Origin of the sequence: Nocardia vinacea NBRC 16497, assembly GCF_000308835.1 — a bacterium.
In the GTDB taxonomy this organism is placed as follows: domain Bacteria; phylum Actinomycetota; class Actinomycetes; order Mycobacteriales; family Mycobacteriaceae; genus Nocardia; species Nocardia vinacea.
Genome location: NZ_BAGN01000414.1, coordinates 1 through 19,721 on the forward strand (window position 1 = coordinate 1; position 19,721 = coordinate 19,721).

The window sequence follows — 19,721 nt, forward strand, 5'->3', positions numbered from 1 at the left end:
GCTGAACGGCCAGACGTCGGATTCCGCACCGGCACTGGACTTTTCGTCGGATTTCTCCGAGGCCGGGAGCCGGACGGCGCCACCGGCCGAGTCCGCGTCCGGTGGTGCCGGGACCCGAACGTCGTCCGCGCGCCAGCCGGAGTTCTCCGAGCGGGTCACCAAGGTCGTCACACATCTGAAGAACCCGAAGGTGGCCCTGGCGGTCTGCGCCGTCATGGCGGTGCTGCTGGTGCTCGCGCTGATGACCACCGGCGGCAAGGATGAGACGAAGCGGCCACAGCAGCTCGCGGTTGTCACCTCGACCGGGACCGCGTCGGCGCCGACCTCGAAACCGGACGCTTCCACGGCCGCGTCCGGAGCGATCACCCCGAAATCCGCTACCTCCCACTGCCCGTCGGGTAGTACGCCGGGTATGGACGCGTTCAGCGGACAGCAGGGCAAGGCCTGGTCGTGCGTGCGCGCCTTCAAGGTCGACGGACAGGTGCTGACCATCGATCTCGGCAAGTCTTATCAGATCGATTCGATCGGCATTGTTCCCGGCTGGGACAGCATCGGTACCGACGGTTCGGACCAGTGGGCGAAATACCGTACGGTCAGCCGGGTTTCGTACCAGGTCGACGATTCGAACAAGACCACCTATACCCAGCAGACGTTGGATCAGCGCACCCTGGTGGTCACGAAGTTGGAGCCGCCGGTGAGTGCCTCGAAAATAACTCTCACGGTCCTGCAATCGAAGGGCGATCAGACGATCAACACCGTTGCCATCTCATCGATTGTGATAACGGGACATTGACCTTCGTCGAACGGGTCTGCCAGTACTGCTCGCACCCGAACGCGGGCACGGAGTCCCGGTGCGGCCATTGCGGCGCGCCGCTGCACCGCCTCGCGGCCGCGGCCGGACGGGCGGGAGAGGGTGTCGTCGGCGACACCGAAAAGGCCGTAGCAGGTGCCGAGAGAGTCGTCGCGGGTGCCGAATCCGTAGCGGCCGGTGTGGAAAAGCCCATCGCGACCGGTGTGGAAAAGTTCGTCCAGCGTTATCCGCAGCACTGGCAATGGCGCGCGGCCATCGCCGGGATCGTCGCGACCGTGCTCGGCTTCGTTTTCGCGATCGTGCACTCGTGTTCAGGGGCGCTGGTTCCTTCGTTGCCCGATCTCGGTGCCTCGGTCGGTGCCTCCGCCGCCCTGCCGGAAACGGTGCGTTCGGCCGCGTCCTGTCAGCAAATCTCCACCGCGGCCGAGCAATGTGTCATTCTGGCCGCTAATCCGCTACTCGCGGGCGGTATCACCGGCGGTCGGGAACTGTCCCTCTCGGTGACGGTGGATCCGCCGGATCGCTTGCCCGCCAACATCGCCCGCTGGCGCGCGGCGGGCGGCACGGTGCTCGCCGACGGACCGGTCTTCGTGGCGATCGGACCGTCGGCAACGGTGTGGTACGCGAATACCGCGTCCGGCGTGCGCATCGAAACGGGGTCGTTCACCGGCCGTACCGGTGCGCAGACCTTCCTGTCGCGATCGGGTCTCGCGCGGTGAGTCGTGCGGCCCGAGTCGATCTATGACGCTTGACCAGGACCGATTGGCCGGGTCATGCTTGTTACACATCTAACGTACCGCTATACAACGGCACATTAAACAGGTAACGTATGGGAACCGTACACAACGGTCTCAAATTCTCGGGAAGGCACGGGTCGATGGCGGCACCCACCCAGCAGACGATTTCCTTCAAGCGGTTCCGCGATGATCCGACCGATCTCGAGGCGGCCTACTTCCGGTGGATCCAGCCGGGCGCCACCGCGCCGACGATCACCGATCGTGCCGAACAGATCTTCCGCCACCACCTGGAGTTGGCGGCGACCCGCCTGCCGGGGGCGGCGATCACCCGGGTGTATCGCCCCGAGGATGCCAGTGGGCTCGGCCCGGCGATCCAGATCGTCAATGACGATATGCCGCTGCTGGTCGATACGGTGACCACCGCGCTGCGCCGACTCGGCGCCACGGTGACCGAGGTCGTCCACCCGGTCTTCGATATCGTGCGTGACCGCCGCGGTCGACTGCGCGCGATCGCTCCGCGCGATCGCGAGGGCGGACAGGTGCCCGACAGCCACACCCTGCCCGAGTCCTGGATCCACGTACAGCTGAGTCCCTCGGTCGGTGCGGCGGAGCTGGACCGGATCAATCGCGAATTGCCGAGCCTGCTGCGGGTATTGCGCAAGGTCGTCGACGATACGCCGAGCATGACGAATGCGATGGTCGCGCTGGCCGGTCGGCTCGACCACATCGCGCAGCGGTCCGACGATCCCGAGATTCCCGAATGCGCGAAGTTGTTGCGCTGGTTGGCCGATGGCCACTTCACCGTGCTCGGCTACGGCTACTACCGGTACGGCGCCTCGGCCGGGTCGACCGAACCGCAGCAGGCCCCGGGCACCGGGCTCGGCGTGCTGTGGAACGGATCGAATATCGATATCGACGTCCCGGTGCTCGGCGGCTCGCGTCCGGTGCTGCGCCTGGCCAACGGTTCGGTCGATTCACTGATGCCGGGGTCGGGTGAGCTCTACTTCGTCAGCGTGGCCGACTACGGCAGCGGCGGTGCGGGGGCCAAGGGGCTGGGTCCGGTACAGGGTGAGCACATATTCGTCGGTTCCTTCACGGTGACCGGACTGCACGAGAACATTCTCGATATCCCGGTCATCTCCCGTCGCGTGCACCAGGTTATCGAATGGGCCGGCTTCGAACTGAATTCGTTCTCCGGGCAGGCGATGCTGGAGATCCTGCAGTCCTTCCCGCGAGTCGAGCTGTTCTCGACCGATGCTCGTCGGCTGTTCGAAACCGTTTCCGCGGTCACGAATTTGGGACTGCGCAGGCAGGTTCGGCTGTTCATCCGGCGCGACGGGCGCAGCGGCGCGGTGTACTGCCTGGTTTATCTGCCGCGTGATCGCTATTCGACCGAGGTTCGGTTGCGCATGGAAGCCATTCTGCGGGACCAGTTCGATGCAGAACAGGTGGCATACTCGGCGCGCGCGAGCGAATCCGAGTTGGCCGTGGTCTATTTCACCGTGCACCGCCGCCCCGATGCCGATCCGGCCGATGTCTCCGAATCCAACCGCGAGCGCATTCAGGAGTTGCTGTTCGCGACCACCCGGACCTGGGCCGATCGCGTGATCGCCGAGGCCACCGGAGTGAGTGCGGTGATATCGAAGGTCGCCACGGTCTATGCGGCCGCATTCCCGGCGAGCTATCAGCAGGAGTTCGAACCGGCCCGTGCACTGGCCGATCTGCAGCGTTTGGAAAACCTCGCCGACGGTGCGATCGATACGAATCTGTACCGCAATGCCGAATCGCCCTCGGGGGAATGGCGATTCACGCTCTACGTCGCGGGGGAGGGGGTTTCGCTGAGTCGGGTGCTGCCGGTGTTGCACAGTCTCGGCGTGGAAGTGGTCGATGAGCGGCCCTATCGCGTCGCGCTCGAGGACGGGCAGCAGAAGTGGATCTACGACTTCGGGCTGCGCGTGCCCGCCACGTTGCTGCGCACCGCGATCGACGCCGATCTCGAGGCCGATCTGACTCGGTCCGCCAACGAGCCCGTCGCCGAAGGCAGTGTGCGCAGGCGCTTCCCGGAGGCCGTGGCGGCGATGTGGTTCGGCCGCGCGGAGGTCGACGCACTGAACGAGCTGGTGCTGCGGGCCGGTCTGCACTGGCGGCAGATCTCGATACTGCGCGCCTACGCCAAGTATCTGCAGCAGGCCGGATTCGCCTACACCCTCGGCAATATCTCCCGGGTCCTGCTGGCACAGCCGGCAATGGCGCGGCTGTTCACCGAACTGTTCGATGCCTACTTCGATCCCGACGGCGTCGGTGCCGTCGCCTCGGCTCGGGCCGCCGGTATCGCGGAGCGGCTGCAGGCGGAGATCGATGCGGTCGTCAGCCTCGACACCGACCGCATCCTGCGCGCCGTGCTCGGACTGATCACCGCGACGCTGCGCACCAACTACTTCCGGCTCGACGCCGACGGCAATGCGCCGGAATCGCTGTCGTTCAAGTTCGATCCGCATGCCATCGCCGAATTGCCGCGGCCACGGCCGCAATTCGAGATCTTCGTGTATTCGCCACGGGTCGAGGGTGTGCATCTGCGCTTCGGGCCGGTGGCGCGTGGCGGGTTGCGCTGGTCGGACCGTCTGGAGGACTTCCGCACCGAGATCCTGGGTCTGGTGAAGGCGCAGGCGGTGAAGAACGCGGTCATCGTGCCGGTCGGCGCCAAGGGTGGATTCGTGGTGAAGCAGCCGCCGACGGCGACCGGCGACCCGACCGCGGATCGGCAGGCGCAGTTGACCGAGGGCATCGCCTGCTACCGCACCTTCATCTCCGGTCTGCTGGATGTGACCGATAACGTCGACCACGCCTCCGACGAAGTGCTCCCACCGGAGCGGGTAGTGCGCCGCGACAGCGACGACACCTATCTCGTCGTCGCCGCCGACAAGGGCACCGCGACCTTCTCCGATATCGCCAATGATGTTGCGCGCCAGTATGGTTTCTGGCTCGGTGACGCCTTCGCCTCGGGTGGTTCGGTGGGTTACGACCACAAGGCGATGGGCATTACGGCCAAGGGCGCGTGGGAGAGCGTCAAACGGCATTTCGCCGAGATGGATATCGACACGCAGACAACCGATTTCACGGTCGCCGGGGTCGGCGATATGAGCGGCGACGTCTTCGGCAACGGCATGCTGTTGTCCGAGCACATCCGCCTGGTCGCGGCCTTCGACCACCGGCACATCTTCCTGGATCCGAATCCCGATTCGGCGACATCGTTCCGGGAGCGGCAGCGGATGTTCGCACTGCCGCGCTCGTCCTGGGCCGACTACGACAAGTCGCTGATCAGCGCGGGCGGCGGTGTCTACGATCGGTCCGCCAAGGCTGTTCCGGTCAGCCCGGAAGTACGGGCCGCACTGGACTTGGATCCGAGTGTGACCACCCTTTCCCCGCCGGAGATGATCCGGGCGATTCTGCTCGCACCGGTCGATCTGTTCTGGAACGGCGGTATCGGCACCTACATCAAGGCTTCCACCGAGACCAATGCCGATGCCGGTGACAAGTCCAACGATGCGGTGCGCGTCGATGCGAACCAGCTGCGCGCCAAGGTGATCGGTGAGGGCGGCAACCTCGGTGCGACCGCACTCGGCCGCGTCGAATACTGCGCCAACGGTGGCCGGATGAATACCGACGCTTTGGACAATTCGGCGGGCGTCGACTGCTCGGACCACGAGGTCAATATCAAGGTGCTGCTGGACGCGGTCATCTCCGGCGGTGAGCTCGCCGCCGCCGACCGCACCCAGCTGCTCGCCGCGATGACCGACGAGGTCTCCGAACTCGTACTGCGCGACAATATTTCGCAGAACTTCCGGATGGGGCTCTCGCGCGCACAAGCGGTGCCGATGTCGGGTGTGCACCGGCGTTTGATCACCGATCTCGAGCTCCGGCGCGGTGTCGATCGGCGGCTCGAGGCACTGCCCTCGGATGCCGAGCTGACCAGGCGGGCCGCGGCCGGGCGCGGGCTCACCTCGCCGGAGCTGGCGAATCTGCTTGCCCACGTGAAGCTTTCGCTCAAGGATGATCTGTTGGCCGGAGATCTGCCGGATAATCCGGCGTTCGAGTCGGTGCTGCTGTCGTACTTCCCCGGGCCGCTGCGCGAACGGTTCGGCGACGCGATCAAGAAGCATCCGTTGCGCCGCCAGATCGTGGCCACCATGGTGGTCAACGACGTGGTGGACCACGGTGGCATCACCTATGCGTTCCGCCTGGCAGAGGAGGCGGGTGCGAGTACCGACGACGCGGTGCGCGCCTTCACCGTCGCGACGGAGATCTTCGACCTGCACACGCTCTGGCAGCGCATTCGGACCACGCCGATGCCGACGGCAGCGCGTGACGAACTCGAGCGGGAGACCAGGCGCACCCTCGATCGGGTATCCCGCTGGTTGCTGACCAGTCGTCCGCAACCGATTGCCATCGGCGCTGATATCGCCCGCTACCGCGACGGCGTGCGCAAGCTCGCAGGACACATGCAGCCCGCCCGGCTCCCCGCGGCCCACGCCGAGGACTTGGCCACGCATGCGCGGTCGGCCGTCGAGCGCGGTGCACCGGCGGAATTGGCGCAGGAGGTGTTCCGGCTGATCCACATGTTCCCGTTGCTGGACATTGTCGACGTGGCCGATATCGCTGAGCGGGATGCGCAGGAGGTCGCGGAGCTCTACTACGCACTCGACGATCACTTCCAGATCGAGCGGCTGCTGACCGCGGTGAGCAACCTCGCGCGCGACGACCGGTGGCGCACGCTGGCCCGGCTCGCGGTCCGCGATGATCTCTACGATTCGCTGCGCTCGCTGACCCTGGACGTGCTGACCGCATCCGAACCGGATGAGAGCACCGCCGACAAGATCGCCGAATGGGAGTCGGTCAACCGCCCCCGCCTGGCGCGTGCCGGTGCGTCACTCGGTGAGATCTTCGCTGCGGGCACCCACGACCTCGCGACGCTCTCGGTGGCCGCGCGGCAGGTGCGCAGCATGGTCAGCAGCGGGGAATCCGCTGCGGCAGCCCCCGTTTCGAGCTAGCCGACATCGACCCGCGGTCTCGGGGCGCACATCCGAGATCGCGGGGCTTCGCTGAATGACTACCCCGTCGTTCCGGCGAACATCGGGATCCGCACCTCCGCAGCGGATCCCGGTGTTCGCCGAGACGACGGGGTACTCCTTGTCGCACAGGCATTTTCATAGCCTGTGGAAGGTGTGCGTCAGGCGTCGGCTCGGGTGCCGCAGTCGGCGCAGAACTTTGCGGTTGGGATGAGTTCGGATCCGCATTCGGTGCAGTGGCGTGGGCGGGGGGCCAGTGGGTCACCGCAGTTCATGCAGAATCGCGCATTCGCCGGGTTGTCGGTTCCGCAGCTGGCGCATGCCGACTGTGTGAGGGCCGGAAGCGGTTGTGCGGCAGCTGAAATTGCCTGTCGCTGCCACGGATTGCTCGGGGCGTGTTGTTGGATGGCATTCAAACCCAGTGCGGCGCCGAGGAATCCGTCGCCGCCGTGGCCATGGCCGTTGGCGAAGCCCTGGCCCGCACCGAGGGCCATTTCGCCTGCGGCGTAGCGCTGGAAGTCGCCGGCCAGGCGAATGTAGGTGACGTCCTTGGCAAGTCGCTTGATGCGCTCCGCATCCTCGGGCGCCAGGGTGATATCGAAGTTGCCCAGGCGGGGGATGCGCAGGCCGTATTCGTAGAGCGTCAGATTTGTCTGGCGCACCACGGCGGCCTCGATCGGCTCCAACTGTCCGGATAGGCCGAGCACCGGCCAGTCGCCACGGGAAATTCCCTGTGTGACAGCGACTTTCATGGACTTCAGCAGCAAGTCCGAGCTCCAGGATTCCACCGTCGCCGGGACGTTCAGGTCGGTGGTGCCCGCCAGTGAGGTGACCAGTTCGGCCGGGTCACGCACCGACAGTGCGAATTCCCCGAAGACCCGCAGCGTCACGACCTGTTCGCTGACCGGATCGGCGATATCGGCCAGACGGCCGCCGAACTTGATGCCGGGAAACTCGCGGGTGGAGACGAAATACAGTTCGGCGCGGTAGAAGTTGTTGCCGGTCAGCGTATCCACGAGCGCGCCGAGGACCGGCAGCTCCTCGGCATCGATCCGATGCCGACCAGGCCCCATGGCGGCTACGACCTGCCCGGACTTGACGAACAGGGCGATCTCGTCGGCATTGACGATGGCGCGGCTGTAGCGGCGGATATTGACATCCGGCCACTTGTAGACCAGTTGATTCTTGCGGTCCTCAGGGACCGCGATGAACTCCCGTTCGAACCATGCCATGCTCGCGCTCCATCAGCCGTAAACGTATCCAGCGTACCGATGTTCAGCGGTACGATCAACCAACACCGAGGTCACGGTGGGTAGAGCGGCTCCGCGACGTTTCCACGTGGTTACAACTCTTGATTCCCTATTGAACGTACCGTTGAATAGCGTTACATTAAGCAGCGATATGATCGCCGTCACGTGAAAGGCTTCACCATGACAACCGTTCAACACTCCGCGGAAGTGCCGGCGCCCGCGGATGCTCTGCATGCTGAGGATGCGGGCTATCACAAGGCGTTGCGCCCGCGCCAGCTGCAGATGATCGCGATCGGTGGCGCGATCGGAACCGGACTGTTCCTTGGTGCAGGTGGTCGTTTGCACACTGCCGGTCCGGGACTGTTCCTGGTGTACGCAGTGTGTGGCATCTTCGTGTTCTTCATCCTGCGGGCGCTGGGCGAGCTGGTGCTGCATCGTCCGTCCTCCGGATCGTTCGTCTCCTACGCGCGTGAGTTCTACGGCGAGAAGCTGGCTTTCGCGGTCGGGTGGATGTACTTCTTCCACTGGTGCATGACCGGCATCGTAGACATCACCGCGATCGCCACCTATGTCCATTTCTGGGGAGCCACCGAGGCGATACCGCAGTGGTTGATCGCGCTGGTGGCGCTGGCCATCGTGGTCAGCATCAACCTGATCTCGGTGAAGTGGTTCGGTGAGCTGGAGTTCTGGGCCGCGTTGATCAAGGTCGTCGCGCTGGTCGCCTTCCTGGTGATCGGCACCATCTTCCTGGCGGGCCGATTCAAGGTCGACGGTGAGACCACCGGTTTCAACGTTATCTCCGATAACGGCGGGCTTTTCCCGACCGGGTTGCTGCCGCTGGTCACTGTCACCACCGGTGTCGTATTCGCCTACGCCGCAGTGGAATTGATCGGCACGGCGGCCGGTGAGGCGGAGAATCCGGAAAAGATCATGCCGCGGGCCATCAATTCGGTCATCGCCCGCATCGCGCTGTTCTATGTCGGCTCGCTGGTGCTGCTCGGCCTGCTGCTGCCCTACGTCGTCTTCAAGTCCGGTGAGAGCCCGTTCGTCACCTTCTTCTCCAAGCTCGGTGTCGGCGGTGCCGGCTCGATCATGAATCTGGTGGTGCTGACCGCGGCCTTCTCCAGCCTCAACGCCGGCCTGTACTCGACCGGCCGCATCCTGCGCTCGATGTCGATGAACGGTAGTGCGCCCAAGATCGCCTCGCGGATGTCCAGCGGCGGTGTGCCTTACGTCGGCATCCTCGCCACCGGTGCGATCGCGCTGGTCGGGGTCGGGCTCAACGCGATGGTGCCGGACAAGGCATTCGAGATCGTGCTGAACATGTCCGCACTCGGCACCATCGCGGCCTGGGGTGCGATCGTGATCTGCCAGCTGCAGCTGTTCCGTTGGTCGAAGAAGGGTCTGATCGAACGTCCGTCGTTCCGGCTGATCGGCGCGCCCTACACCAGCTACGCCACGCTGGCGTTCCTGGTCGCGGTGATCGTGCTGATGGCATGCAGCCACGAAATCGAGCAGCGCGGTGCTGTGATCGCCATGGCGGTGGTCGTGGTTCCGGCATTCGTCGGCGGCTGGTTCCTGGCCCGCAAGCGGGTGCTGCAGGTGGCGCAGGAACGTGAGGGCATCACCGGTCAGTTCCCGGTGCTGGCCGAGCGGCCGCGCCGCGAGGGTGACACGGTCGTCGTTCTCGACAAGCCCGACGAGGAGTAGATAATCCGAACTCCGCCCCGGACAACATGTCCGGGGCGGAGCTATTCCCATAGAGGGGAACAGGGTAAACCCACGGCGACGGATGGCGGAAGAGAATGGGACCTCGATTCAACAGGCTCGAAAGGTTCCCATGCCGGAGCAAGCCAGGCCCTCCGAGAATCCGCTGCCGCACCCCTGGGCGAATCGGCGGATGCGCGGCACCGAAGTGCCGCGGCGAACTCCGCTCCCCTGGGCAACCAGGGGCATGTCGAAAGTCGAGCCGTCCCAACGTCTTCCGCATCCGTGGTCGCGTCCGCGTACTACCGAGGGTGTCCCGTCGCAGCGGTTCCCACTCCCTGGCCTGGGGTCGCGGGGGTCGCCGATCGAGCCGAGCATGACCCAGCCGATCACGGATACCTCCGAGCCGGTCTCCGGTCCGATCGTCGGACTCGACGAGCTCGAGGACCCTGGTTCCGGGCGCAGTGGCCGGTCACGTCCGAGTGTGCGCCGGCTCGGCGCCGGGTTGGTGCCGATGCCGCGGGTGGCGCCCGTCGACCCGCGCAGTGCCATACAACCGAATCCCGAAGTGCCCGAACTCAAACGGTTCTGTTGGAAGTGTCAGGAACCGGTGGGCCGCCGGAGCGCATCCGGACCGGGCGAGGTGGTCGGCGAATGCGGCCGCTGCGGATCACCGTTCAACTTCCGACCCGCCCTGCAGCCGGGCGAACTGGTAGCCGACCAATACGAGGTCCAGGGGTCGCTGGCGCACGGCGGCCTCGGCTGGATCTATCTGGCCATCGACCGCAATGTGAGCGACCGCTGGGTCGTGCTGAAGGGATTGCAGAATCCGCTCGACTTCGAGGCGCATGTGGTCGCCCTTGCCGAACGGCAATTCCTTTCCGAAGTCGCCCACCCCGGCGTTGTGAAGATTTACAACTTCGTCAAGCATCGGTCCGCGCGTGATGTTCCGGATGGCTATATCGTCATGGAATATGTCGGCGGGCAATCGCTGAAGAAGCTACTCGACACTCGGGGCAAGGAACGCATTCCGGTTGTCGAGGCCATCGCTTACATATTGGAAATTCTGCCCGCGCTCGACTATCTGCATTCCTTCGGATTGGCCTATAACGATCTGAAGCCCGACAACATCATGGTGAGCGAGCACGAGGTCAAGCTCATCGATCTGGGCGCGGTCGCGGCCATGGACTCCTACGGCAGCATCTACGGCACTCCCGGCTTCCAGGCGCCCGAGATCACCGAGACCGGGCCCACCGTGGTGTCGGATATCTACACGGTCGGCCGTACGCTGGCCGCTCTGGCGCTGAACCTGCCGAGGGACCGCGACGGTCACTTCCTCGGCGGCATACCCGAGCCCGACGAGGATCCGCTGCTGGCGCGCTACCAGTGCCTGTACCGAATTCTCTTGCGCGCCACCGATCCGGAGCCCGAGCGCAGGTTCCCGTCCGCCTATTCGATGTACTGCCAACTCGCAGGTGCGTTGCGGATGGTGCTCGCCATCGACACCGGACTGGAACATCCTCAGCCATCGGTCGAATTCAGTGTCATGCGAGACGATTTCGGCACCGATACGCTTATCGGCCAGACCGACGGGATCACCGACGGGGTTACCCGCATGCCCATGCTCGCGGTCGGCGATGTTGTGGCAGCACTGCCGACACCAATGATCGACAGCGAGGATCCGAGCGCTGAACTGCTGTCCAGTCTGCTGCACGGTGAGCCGAGGCACGCGCTGGACGCCTTGCGTCGCGCCCATGAACGTATCCGCTCCGGCACGATCGTCGCACCGGAATCGTTCGAACTGGAGGGGCCGCTCACGGCGGTGCGCGCCTATCTCGACCTGGGGGAGACGGCCATCGCCCGCCAACAGCTCGCCGGTCTGCGACCCGATTACGGCGCGGACTGGCGCATCGAGTGGTACGAGGGTGTCGCCGAGTTGCTCGACGGCCAATACGACCGGGCCTGGCAGCAATTCGAAACCGTGCACGCGATGCTGCCCGGTGAGATCGGCCCGGAGTTGGCGCTGGCCGCGACGGCGGAACTAGTGCTGCAGCATCTGGATATTCCGACAGATACCGAGCGTTGGCACCGGGCTGCGATGGAGCACTACCGGGCGGTGTGGCGGACCAATCACGGTGTCGTGAGCGCGGCCTTCGGGCTGGCCCGACGCCTCGCGGCCGACGGACAACTGCTCGAGGCCGTCGCCGTGCTGGATCAGGTGCCTGCCGCGTCACGCCATCACGGCGTCGCGCACACCACCGGCTGCCTGCTGCTGGTCTCGCGACCGATCGCCGAAATTACCGAGGCGGATATCTGTGCTGCCGCCGGACGGCTCGAGGCGTTGTCGGATGACGCTCGCACATTGCAACTGCAGGTCATCGTGGTGGGCGCCGCTATGGAGTGGCTGCGCGTCGGCGGTCGACCACGAAAATCGAGCCAGGCCATCCTGGGTTTCCCGCTCACCCACGCGGGGCTGCGACTCGGACTCGAGACGAGTCTGCGCGCGCTGGCCCGAACCGCACCGGATCGCTGGCATCGCTACCGGCTGGTGGATCTGGCCAATTACGTCCGTCCACGCACGAGGTGGTAGGGCAGCGGTCGCTCAGCGCAGCCGCTCGACCACCCATACGACGACGATGCCGGTGCCGGCCAGCAGCCACAGCCAGTTCCCCGTCGCGACGGCGAGTACGACCGCGATGATCGCGATCACCGCGGCGAATGTCGAGAGCTGCCGCAGCCGATTGTCGGGTTGTATCTCGGGTGCGGCCGGTGTGGTACCAGGCAGGTCGACGAACAATTCCGCCAATTGTCCTTTGGTAGTCGCCGCCGCGGCAATCGCACTGCGTTCGTCGAACTCGGTCAGGCTCAGTCGCCCCGTGCCGAGATGGTGCGACAGTTGTTCCAGCGCCCGTTCCCGCTCCGCCACGGTAATTCGAGAAGCCTGCGCCTCGGTCATATCCGAAGGATAGGCCCCGGAGACGCCGGATCCGGTGTAGCGAATTACCAACGGCGGGAATAGTTTGTCCTGTCCTCAGGGCCTGACGGCTCCTCGCGGACCATAGGTACCCGACATCACTGACGTATGCTTACCTACGGGTAATGTTTCTGTGTGGTTTCCTAGACATATGGCAGGGGACGTGGAGTACACGATCGATGAGCTCGCGCGCGAGGCTGGTACGACCGTGCGCAGCCTGCGGGTTTACGCCGAGCGCGGCATCTTGCCCCCGCCACAGGTGAAGGGCCGCACCGGCTTCTATGGACCGGATCACCTCAATCGGGTGCAGACGATCAGCCGTTTGCTGGACCGGGGGATCAAGCTCAACGGCATCCGGGAACTGTTGGAGGCATGGGATCGCGGTGACGATCTCGGCGACATCCTCGGCGTCGCGGAGCCTGGTGTTACGCAGTCCACTGTGCCGCCTCCTGGCGACACAATCCCGGCGACCGAACTCGAGCAGCGTTATCGCGATGTTCCCCATGGTTTGGCCCGCGTGGTCTCGGCCGGTCTGTACGAACCGGTGGACGCCGCGACCTACCGCATCGCCGATCCGCAGTTGATCCGCATCTTCGATCAGTTGGAGGGCGCGGGCATGCCGGTTGACGCGCTGCTCGGTGAACTGGAGCGGCTGCGCGCCGACTGCGACCGGATCGCCCGCCGCTTCGTCGATCTGTTTCATCGGTCGGCGTGGGAGCCGTATCAGAACTCCGGGCGCACACCCGCGGACAAGGCCGTACTCGCCGACCGGGTGGCTGAAACTCGGGTCCGTCCGGGGCAGGCGGCCGCTGAGCTCGTGAACCGCTTTGTCGCAAAGTATCTCGAACAAGACAGCGAACTCACCGAGGCCATGCCCGAGGCCTGACGCGATCGGCTCGCGCCGATACGCGCAATTATTTGCCTGGCTTGCGGCCGGTCTTTCTTTGCTGCACATCCCTGGCCAGGCCTTTCCTCATTTGTTGTTCCCATATATGGCGATACTTCGCATAACGTGCCGTTAAATAGCGTTACATTAGGCAGCGGGAACAGCACCTCCCATCGGCCCGTATCGACGTCGGCCGGCGGGCGAGACAATGATGAAGGAGACGTCGATGATCAACGTCAGCGAACAGGCACCCAGACCTATCGAATGTCCTGACTCGGCACGTAATGGCCAGGGTCGCAACAAGATCCGAGCACTGTCCATGCTTGCGGCGATCGCGGCGGCGGTCGGCGGATTCGGCATCGGCACCGGGGCGCCCGCGGCCAACGCCGATATCGGCGTGCGCTGCCTGTGGGCCGGTGAGGCGGTTCAGCAGGGTGTGGCGGTCGCCGCAGGCGGCTGGATGTACCGATGCCAGTCCGATTTCTTCGGCTTCGCGCGCTGGTCCCGTGAGGGCTACGCCCCCGGTCGCAGCAGCGTGTACAACCCTGGTACCAACGGTAATCCGGCGGGCAAGTTCAGCCCGGGTGCGCAGCAGCCCGGCACCGATTACATGGACTACTGCGTCGGCAGTCAGCTGATCGAGGGCCGTGAAGATATGTATGAGGCTGTCGCGGACGGCCGCGGCGGGCTGTACTGGCGTGCGGCCGGTCCGATTTCGGACTGGACCTTCGATATGGCCGCGAACCGGCCGGGGCCGTCGTGGCGGTCGTCGAGCCTGTGCATCGACGGCAACCTGACCTGAGTAACCAACCGAAACTTCATACCGCCGATGCCCTTTCGGGCGGCCGTGCGATTGCGCACAATGCCGACCGCGAGGGCATCGGTCTGTGTGCGCAATCAATTGGTCACTAGCGCAGTGCAATTGACCGCGCTGGCGCGGTGGTACTTTCGGGGCGGCGATCCCATCGGATGTATGGCAGATATATGCGAATGCGACCGCCGCTCCTTCCGGAGCGGCGGTCGCATTCGCACTATGAAGGGCCGCAAGGGGAATGGGTCAGCGGCTGTTGCCCTCACCGGGCACCCAGACCCAGCGTCCGCCGTCGCTGGGGTTGTTGTAGGAGCCTCGGCTCGAGTTGTTGTTGCCGGTGGCAGCGTGATCCTGATCGGAGACGCGTCGGTTGCCTCCGCTGGTGCTGTTGCCGTAGTTGCCGCGGGCGCCGCCGCCATTGCTGTTGCTGTGGGTCCCCGGCGCCGCGATGGTCGACTGGATCGCCATGGCGGCGGGGGTGATCACCAGTGCGCCGGCGACCGCACCGGCTATGACGACCTTCTTCGACTTGAGGTTCATGATTACCGATATCTCCTTCGTCCCGCCGAGCCCGGACATGGTCGGTAGTGGGTGTGCCGGGGATGCAGGTTGCGTTAGATCTATTGTGCCGCTATTTGACGGCACAATCAATAGTGAACCGTTACGAAAATCTGCACTATCCCGCCGCATCCCCATTCCTGGGAGCAAGGTGGAGGGTTCCGGTCAGGGAGATTCGAATGATCCCCGGTAGCTGACTCCCGCCAGCGAACCCCGGCGCATGCCACGGCAACCGGTCCGCCGCTCAATTCGCCGAGGCGGCAAGGAGTTTCGGCGGTGGTGTGCCCAACCACCCACATGTTCGGCCACGGTCGGACAGCGTAGTGCTTGTCGCGCGGGAGTGATTTCCAGCAGCGGGGAGGGGTTACCGAGAATGCGGGCCGCCGCGCCTCACATCGGCAGGTGGACGACGCGCTGTTCCCATTCGCCGTCGAGGACGTCGGCCTGCCAGCGCTTGTTCCAACCGAACGGCATGAGATGGATGTGGGCGCCGCGGGCCTGGAGGGATTCGGCGAGATTCGTCAGTATGTGCAAAGCCGTTGGGATATCGGATCGTTCACCGGGGGTGGCCAGATGGGAGAACCCGTTGATGACGATATGCGACGCATCGGTCTTGGACGCGATGCGTCGCACGATCTTCGCGGCCGCCGTCGACGAGGTCGAATCGCCGCGCTCCACGCCGACCATGAGCAGGAGGCAGTCTCGGAGAAGGTATTGGGCACGCCGATCGCCGCCGATTCGAGATCGACGGCGGCCGGACTCGCGGTGGTGACGGTGTACTCGAAGGTGCGGCAACGACTACTGAAGATCTTCATGCTCGGTGTTCAGCGTCGACCACGTTCGGGGGTGACGCACACCTTTCTGACTCGTGCGGCCAGCGCGGAATTGGAGAGGAACTGTGAGCGCGGACCGTGCCAGCGCGACACCGGCTCGCACTGCCGGTTGTCGTCGGCCGACATCTGGATCACATGCTGTGTCCCGGCACCGTCGAGCGGGTCGACGCGGCAGTGCTTGTACCAGCCGAACGGCATCAGATGCACCTGCTCACCACGTTCCTCGAGCCGCTCGGCAACTTCGGTCAGCACGTCGAGGGCCTCGGCGAGTTCGGAAAGCACATCGAATCCGGTCGGGGTGCAATTTCTTTCGCCGGGGCGGGGCAGGCATGCGAAGCCCTCGACGACGATCGGTCCCGCGTCGGATTCGGTGACAATGCGCCGGACCAGCTGCACTGCGGTGCCCGCAAGTGCCCGGTCGCCGCGGTCCACCCCGATCGTCAGCAGCAGGCAGTCGTGGAAGCATCTGCGTGCCCCGATCATCGACGGTTCGATATCAATGGCGCACGGGCTCGCTGTCGTCACGGTGTATTCGACCGTGCGGCAACGATTACTGACGATGCGCATCGACTCCCTCTGATCCTTTCATCCGGCCGACTCGACGGCTCTGGTGGCATCGAGGTCGAGTACGGCGTTCGCGGTGCGCTCGATGATGCCGAGGCAGACCTCATCGGGCTGATACTTGGGCGCAACGGCGCTGTGGCCGATGGTGGAGAGCCAAATGAAATACGGATACAACGCCTGCTGGCGGTAGGCCAGCCAGGCTGTGTCGAAGTCGGGTGCCGGTGCTCCGCATCCGCGGTCCGGTGCTCGCGATCCCGAGCGAGCGTTCCAGGGCGCGATACAGCCGGTCATGTTGGGCGGATTTCGAGGTACCGCTGCTGCGATCCGTGGTAGCGAACGCTTCGACCTTCGCACCCCGATGGTCGTAGCACAGCACGGCGGTCAGCCAATCGGTGGTCAGCTCTCGACCGGTCACCGGCACATCGGCCGCACGCAGGGCCTGTGGACGGGTGACCGCTTCCCGCGCGATATGACCACCGACGCGAGTGATTCCGCGCACTACGGCGAGTGCGGGGTGCCGTGTTGGTGCCTCGGACTGCAACGGTTCTCCTTTGTTCGGCGGCCGATCAGACCTGCTCTACCGGCTGATTCGCCGGTCACGAGCCGCCGTAGTCGGACCCTAGGGCAGCCGCGAAGCCGGAACATCCGTCATAGCGGGTAGGAATATCCGCATCGGGCGGTGAGATATCGCGCCTACCGGGGGATGTGCATCCTGCACAGGCTCATGCGGGGGCATAGGATTCTGTGCGTGCAGGGTCCCCTTACCTCGGTCTTCGTCGGTCGTGATGCAGAGGTCGAGCGTGTGGTCTCGCTCGGCCGCCGTACCGCCGCGGGGGAGGGGGCGGTGGTGCTCGTCGAGGGCGAGCCGGGTATCGGCAAGACCGCGCTACTCGATGCGGCCGTCGCCGGATATGCCGCCGACGGTCTGACCGTGCGTCGAGGCGCCGCGAAGGAATTGCAGCGGCAGGTGCCGTTCGCGGCGGTGTGCTCCTGGCTGGACAGCGATCGGGGATCCGATCCGGTGCGGGCGCTGCTGCGCAGTGGGGATCCGGTGGGCGACGGTGCGGCGACGCACGAGTTCGCGATCACCGAGGCGATCCTCGATCTGGTCGATACCTGGTGTGCCGCCGGTCCGGTCGCATTGGTCATCGACGATGTGCACTGGGCGGATCGGCAGAGCCTGGCGGTGCTGCATCTGCTCTGCGGGGTTGCAGGCGATATGCCGCTGCTGCTGGTGCTGGCGACGCGTCCGCTGCCCCGGGACACCGGATTGGCGGCGTTGACGGTGGAACTGGCGCAACGCCGTGCGCCGGTGATTCGACTCGGCGCGCTGCCGGAACGTGCCGCGGCGGAACTGGTTCGGCATATGGTCGGTGCGGCTCCGGGGCCCGCCCTGATGCGGCAGGTTGTCGGTGCGGGCGGAAATCCGCTCTACATCACGGAATTGGTGGCATCGCTGTTGCGCGACGAGGCAATCACGGTTGTCGCCGATACCGCCGATCCGACCGACCTGGCCGATGGCCCCTCCGCGTCGTTGGCGGGGGCGATCGCGCAGCGGCTGGAATTCCTGTCCCGATCGGCGCGGCAGCTACTGCCGATGGCCGCCGCGCTCGGACCGACCGTGTACGTCGCGGAACTCGCTGCGGTGTTGGACAGTCCGATCCTGGAAATCTGGAAGGTGGTCACCGAGGCGACCGACGGTGGTCTGCTCACCCGCGCCGACTCCGAACTGATCTTCCGGCACGACCTGATCCGTCAGGTGCTCGCCGATCAGCTGCCTGATTCGCTGCGCGCCGGATTGCTGCGCCGGGCCGGGCAGATCCTCCTGGCCACCGACGCGCCGATCGAGCGGATCGCGTACTACCTGCTGGCGGGGGAGAACGGGCTCGACAAGCCGACGCTCGACTGGCTGGTCGCAGTGGCCGACAAATTGATCGTGCGCGCGCCCGAGATCGCGCTGCAGCTGTTGCGGCGCGCGGCGGACACCGCGGAGTTCGGCATGCGTCCGGTACTGCTGCGACTGCACGCCCACGCGCTGCTGTGGAATGGTCGCGCGGCCGAGGCCGAAGCCCTCGTGCGCACGGCGCTGCTGAACCGGTCCGAGGACGATATCGAACTGCGTTGGTTGCTGGTGCAGGCCTGCCATGCGCTCGGCGATCTGCGCGAAGCCGTCGCCGTTGCCGAAAAGACCCTGGCTACATCGAATCTCACGGATTCGGACGCGGGCCGATTCCACGGGTTGAGCGGCTTGACCAATGTCTTCCTTGACCGGCTCGACGCCGCGGAGGCGGCGGGCGCGCAGGCGCTGGCGATCGGGGAAGCCATCGAAAATCCCCTCGTGACCGGATACGGACTGTTGACCGTGGGGGGAGTGCGCTATTCCCGGGGCTATCTCGACGAGGCACTGGAACTGAGCAGCCGCATCTTGCAAGTATTCGAAAGCGGATTCGGTTCGGACCAGCTCGATCCCCATATCCTCAACGCCCACTGCTTGATCGAGCTCGATCGACTCGCCGATGCGGAAGCGATGCTGCACAAGGCGATCGGATACAGTCACCGGGTCCACGGTGTCTATCTGGGCACGATTATGGTCGCCAAGGCGCGGCTATATGTATTGGACGGACGCTGGGACGATGCGCTCGTCGAATGCACTTCGGGCCAATCGGTGCCCGACGCCTTAGGGTACACCCCGATCCTGCACTTCCTGTCCGCGCTGATCGGCATCCACCGCGGCACCTTCCTGCCGGATCCGGATACCATCCCCGCACCCGCCGATCTGCCGGGCACCCGTAGTTACGGCCAACTCTATCCGTGGATCAAGGCCCTCATGCTCGAGACCCACGGCGATCCGCGTGGCGCACTGGATCTGCTCGTCGACGCGCATTTGCGCCTCGCAGACGGATTGACCGCGCACACGCTGTATTACATCTTCCCGGATATCGCCCGTCTGGCCGCCGATGTCGGCGACGAGAAAGCGGCTCGTTCGGTGGTCGCGGCTTCCGCCGAACTGGCGCGGCGCCAACCGACGGCTTCCAGAACCGGCACCGCCCTGCTGTGTCGCGGCGTTGCCGAGCGCGATCCCGCCATTGTGCGCGCGGCCGCCGACGAGTTCCGACGGGCGGGGCGACCGCTCTACGAGGCGCAGGCATACGAGAACGCCGCCGTATTGTTCGCCGCGGATGGGTCCGGCTCGGACGCCCGCACAGCTCTGGATGCCGCCGTCGAGCTCTACACCGGTCTCGGCGCATCCTGGGATACCGCTCGCGCGGTCGCGCGCATGCGCCCGTACGGAATTCGCCGCGGTGTCCGCGGACCGCGCAACCGCCCGAAATCCGGCCGCGCCGCCTTGACCGATACCGAACGCAAGGTAGCCGCCCTGGTGGCCGAGGGCTTCTCCAACTCCGACATTGCCGCCCAGATGTTCCTGTCGCGCAGGACAATTCAGTCCCACGTCTCCAATATCCTGGCCAAGCTCGGCGTCGGATCCCGGCGTGAGATCGCCGTGGCGCTATCCGGAAATTAAG

At 65.3% G+C, this 19,721-nt stretch carries 14 protein-coding genes; 8 read left to right on the plus strand and 6 right to left on the minus strand.

From position 1 onward, the window contains the following. The 3 genes from ON44_RS40570 to ON44_RS40580 all read left to right on the plus strand — a co-directional run. A partial coding sequence (locus ON44_RS40570) for a discoidin domain-containing protein (RefSeq protein WP_040700158.1) occupies window positions 1–793 on the plus strand: 793 nt, incomplete at its 5' end. Beyond that, window positions 790–1,530: a hypothetical protein gene (locus ON44_RS40575; RefSeq protein WP_040700159.1), complete on the plus strand. Its 741-nt coding sequence runs from the start codon at window positions 790–792 to the stop codon at window positions 1,528–1,530. The genes ON44_RS40570 and ON44_RS40575, both read left to right, overlap by 4 nt. 158 nt (window positions 1,531–1,688) lie before the next feature. Next, the gene (locus ON44_RS40580) at window positions 1,689–6,596 is read left to right on the plus strand and encodes an NAD-glutamate dehydrogenase (protein WP_051183129.1); all 4,908 of its coding nucleotides are present in this window, start codon (window positions 1,689–1,691) and stop codon (window positions 6,594–6,596) included. Between the two features lie 179 nt (window positions 6,597–6,775). Here the strand turns inward: ON44_RS40580 and ON44_RS40585 are convergent, their stop codons facing one another. Then, complete coding sequence (locus tag ON44_RS40585) at window positions 6,776–7,846, minus strand: SPFH domain-containing protein (RefSeq protein ID WP_040700160.1); 1,071 nt, start codon at window positions 7,844–7,846, stop codon at window positions 6,776–6,778. 198 nt (window positions 7,847–8,044) lie between these two features. Between ON44_RS40585 and ON44_RS40590 the strand changes: the two genes are divergently transcribed. Together ON44_RS40590 and ON44_RS40595 are read left to right on the plus strand one after the other, a co-directional pair. After that, window positions 8,045–9,574 (plus strand): amino acid permease, encoded by a 1,530-nt coding sequence (locus tag ON44_RS40590; RefSeq protein WP_051183131.1) that lies wholly within the window; start codon window positions 8,045–8,047, stop codon window positions 9,572–9,574. 373 nt (window positions 9,575–9,947) lie between these two features. Further along, a complete protein-coding gene (locus tag ON44_RS40595; RefSeq protein WP_245567526.1) occupies window positions 9,948–12,161 on the plus strand; it encodes a serine/threonine-protein kinase in 2,214 nt (737 codons plus the stop codon). Window positions 12,162–12,173: 12 nt separating this feature from the next. Here the strand turns inward: ON44_RS40595 and ON44_RS40600 are convergent, their stop codons facing one another. Then, on the minus strand, window positions 12,174–12,527 hold the full coding sequence (locus ON44_RS40600) for a DUF1707 SHOCT-like domain-containing protein (RefSeq protein ID WP_051183117.1): 354 nt from the start codon (window positions 12,525–12,527) through the stop codon (window positions 12,174–12,176). Between the two features lie 169 nt (window positions 12,528–12,696). Between ON44_RS40600 and ON44_RS40605 the strand changes: the two genes are divergently transcribed. Both ON44_RS40605 and ON44_RS40610 read left to right on the plus strand, forming a co-directional pair. Then, a complete protein-coding gene (locus tag ON44_RS40605) occupies window positions 12,697–13,431 on the plus strand; it encodes a MerR family transcriptional regulator (RefSeq protein ID WP_040700162.1) in 735 nt (244 codons plus the stop codon). Between the two features lie 226 nt (window positions 13,432–13,657). Next, window positions 13,658–14,233 carry a hypothetical protein gene (locus ON44_RS40610; RefSeq protein WP_157187562.1) on the plus strand — a complete coding sequence of 192 codons (576 nt, stop codon included), beginning with the start codon at window positions 13,658–13,660 and terminating at the stop codon, window positions 14,231–14,233. 255 nt (window positions 14,234–14,488) lie between these two features. On the opposite strand, the gene ON44_RS40615 is transcribed toward ON44_RS40610, so the two are convergent. The 4 genes from ON44_RS40615 to ON44_RS40630 all read right to left on the minus strand — a co-directional run bounded on the left by ON44_RS40615 (window position 14,489) and on the right by ON44_RS40630 (window position 16,488). Then, window positions 14,489–14,782 carry a hypothetical protein gene (locus ON44_RS40615; protein ID WP_157187563.1) on the minus strand — a complete coding sequence of 98 codons (294 nt, stop codon included), beginning with the start codon at window positions 14,780–14,782 and terminating at the stop codon, window positions 14,489–14,491. A 408-nt stretch (window positions 14,783–15,190) separates the two neighbouring features. Continuing rightward, window positions 15,191–15,595 carry a threonyl-tRNA synthetase editing domain-containing protein gene (locus tag ON44_RS40620; RefSeq protein ID WP_281005726.1) on the minus strand — a complete coding sequence of 135 codons (405 nt, stop codon included), beginning with the start codon at window positions 15,593–15,595 and terminating at the stop codon, window positions 15,191–15,193. A gap of 29 nt (window positions 15,596–15,624) precedes the next feature. Continuing rightward, the gene (locus ON44_RS40625; RefSeq protein ID WP_040700167.1) at window positions 15,625–16,200 is read right to left on the minus strand and encodes a hypothetical protein; all 576 of its coding nucleotides are present in this window, start codon (window positions 16,198–16,200) and stop codon (window positions 15,625–15,627) included. 18 nt (window positions 16,201–16,218) lie between these two features. Further along, on the minus strand, window positions 16,219–16,488 hold the full coding sequence (locus ON44_RS40630; protein ID WP_040700168.1) for a hypothetical protein: 270 nt from the start codon (window positions 16,486–16,488) through the stop codon (window positions 16,219–16,221). A 457-nt stretch (window positions 16,489–16,945) separates the two neighbouring features. Here ON44_RS40630 and ON44_RS40635 point away from each other — a divergent pair, with 457 nt between their 5' ends. After that, window positions 16,946–19,720, plus strand: a complete 2,775-nt coding sequence (locus tag ON44_RS40635; protein ID WP_169338158.1) for a helix-turn-helix transcriptional regulator — start codon at window positions 16,946–16,948, stop codon at window positions 19,718–19,720. The last annotated feature ends 1 nt before the right edge of the window (window position 19,721 follow it).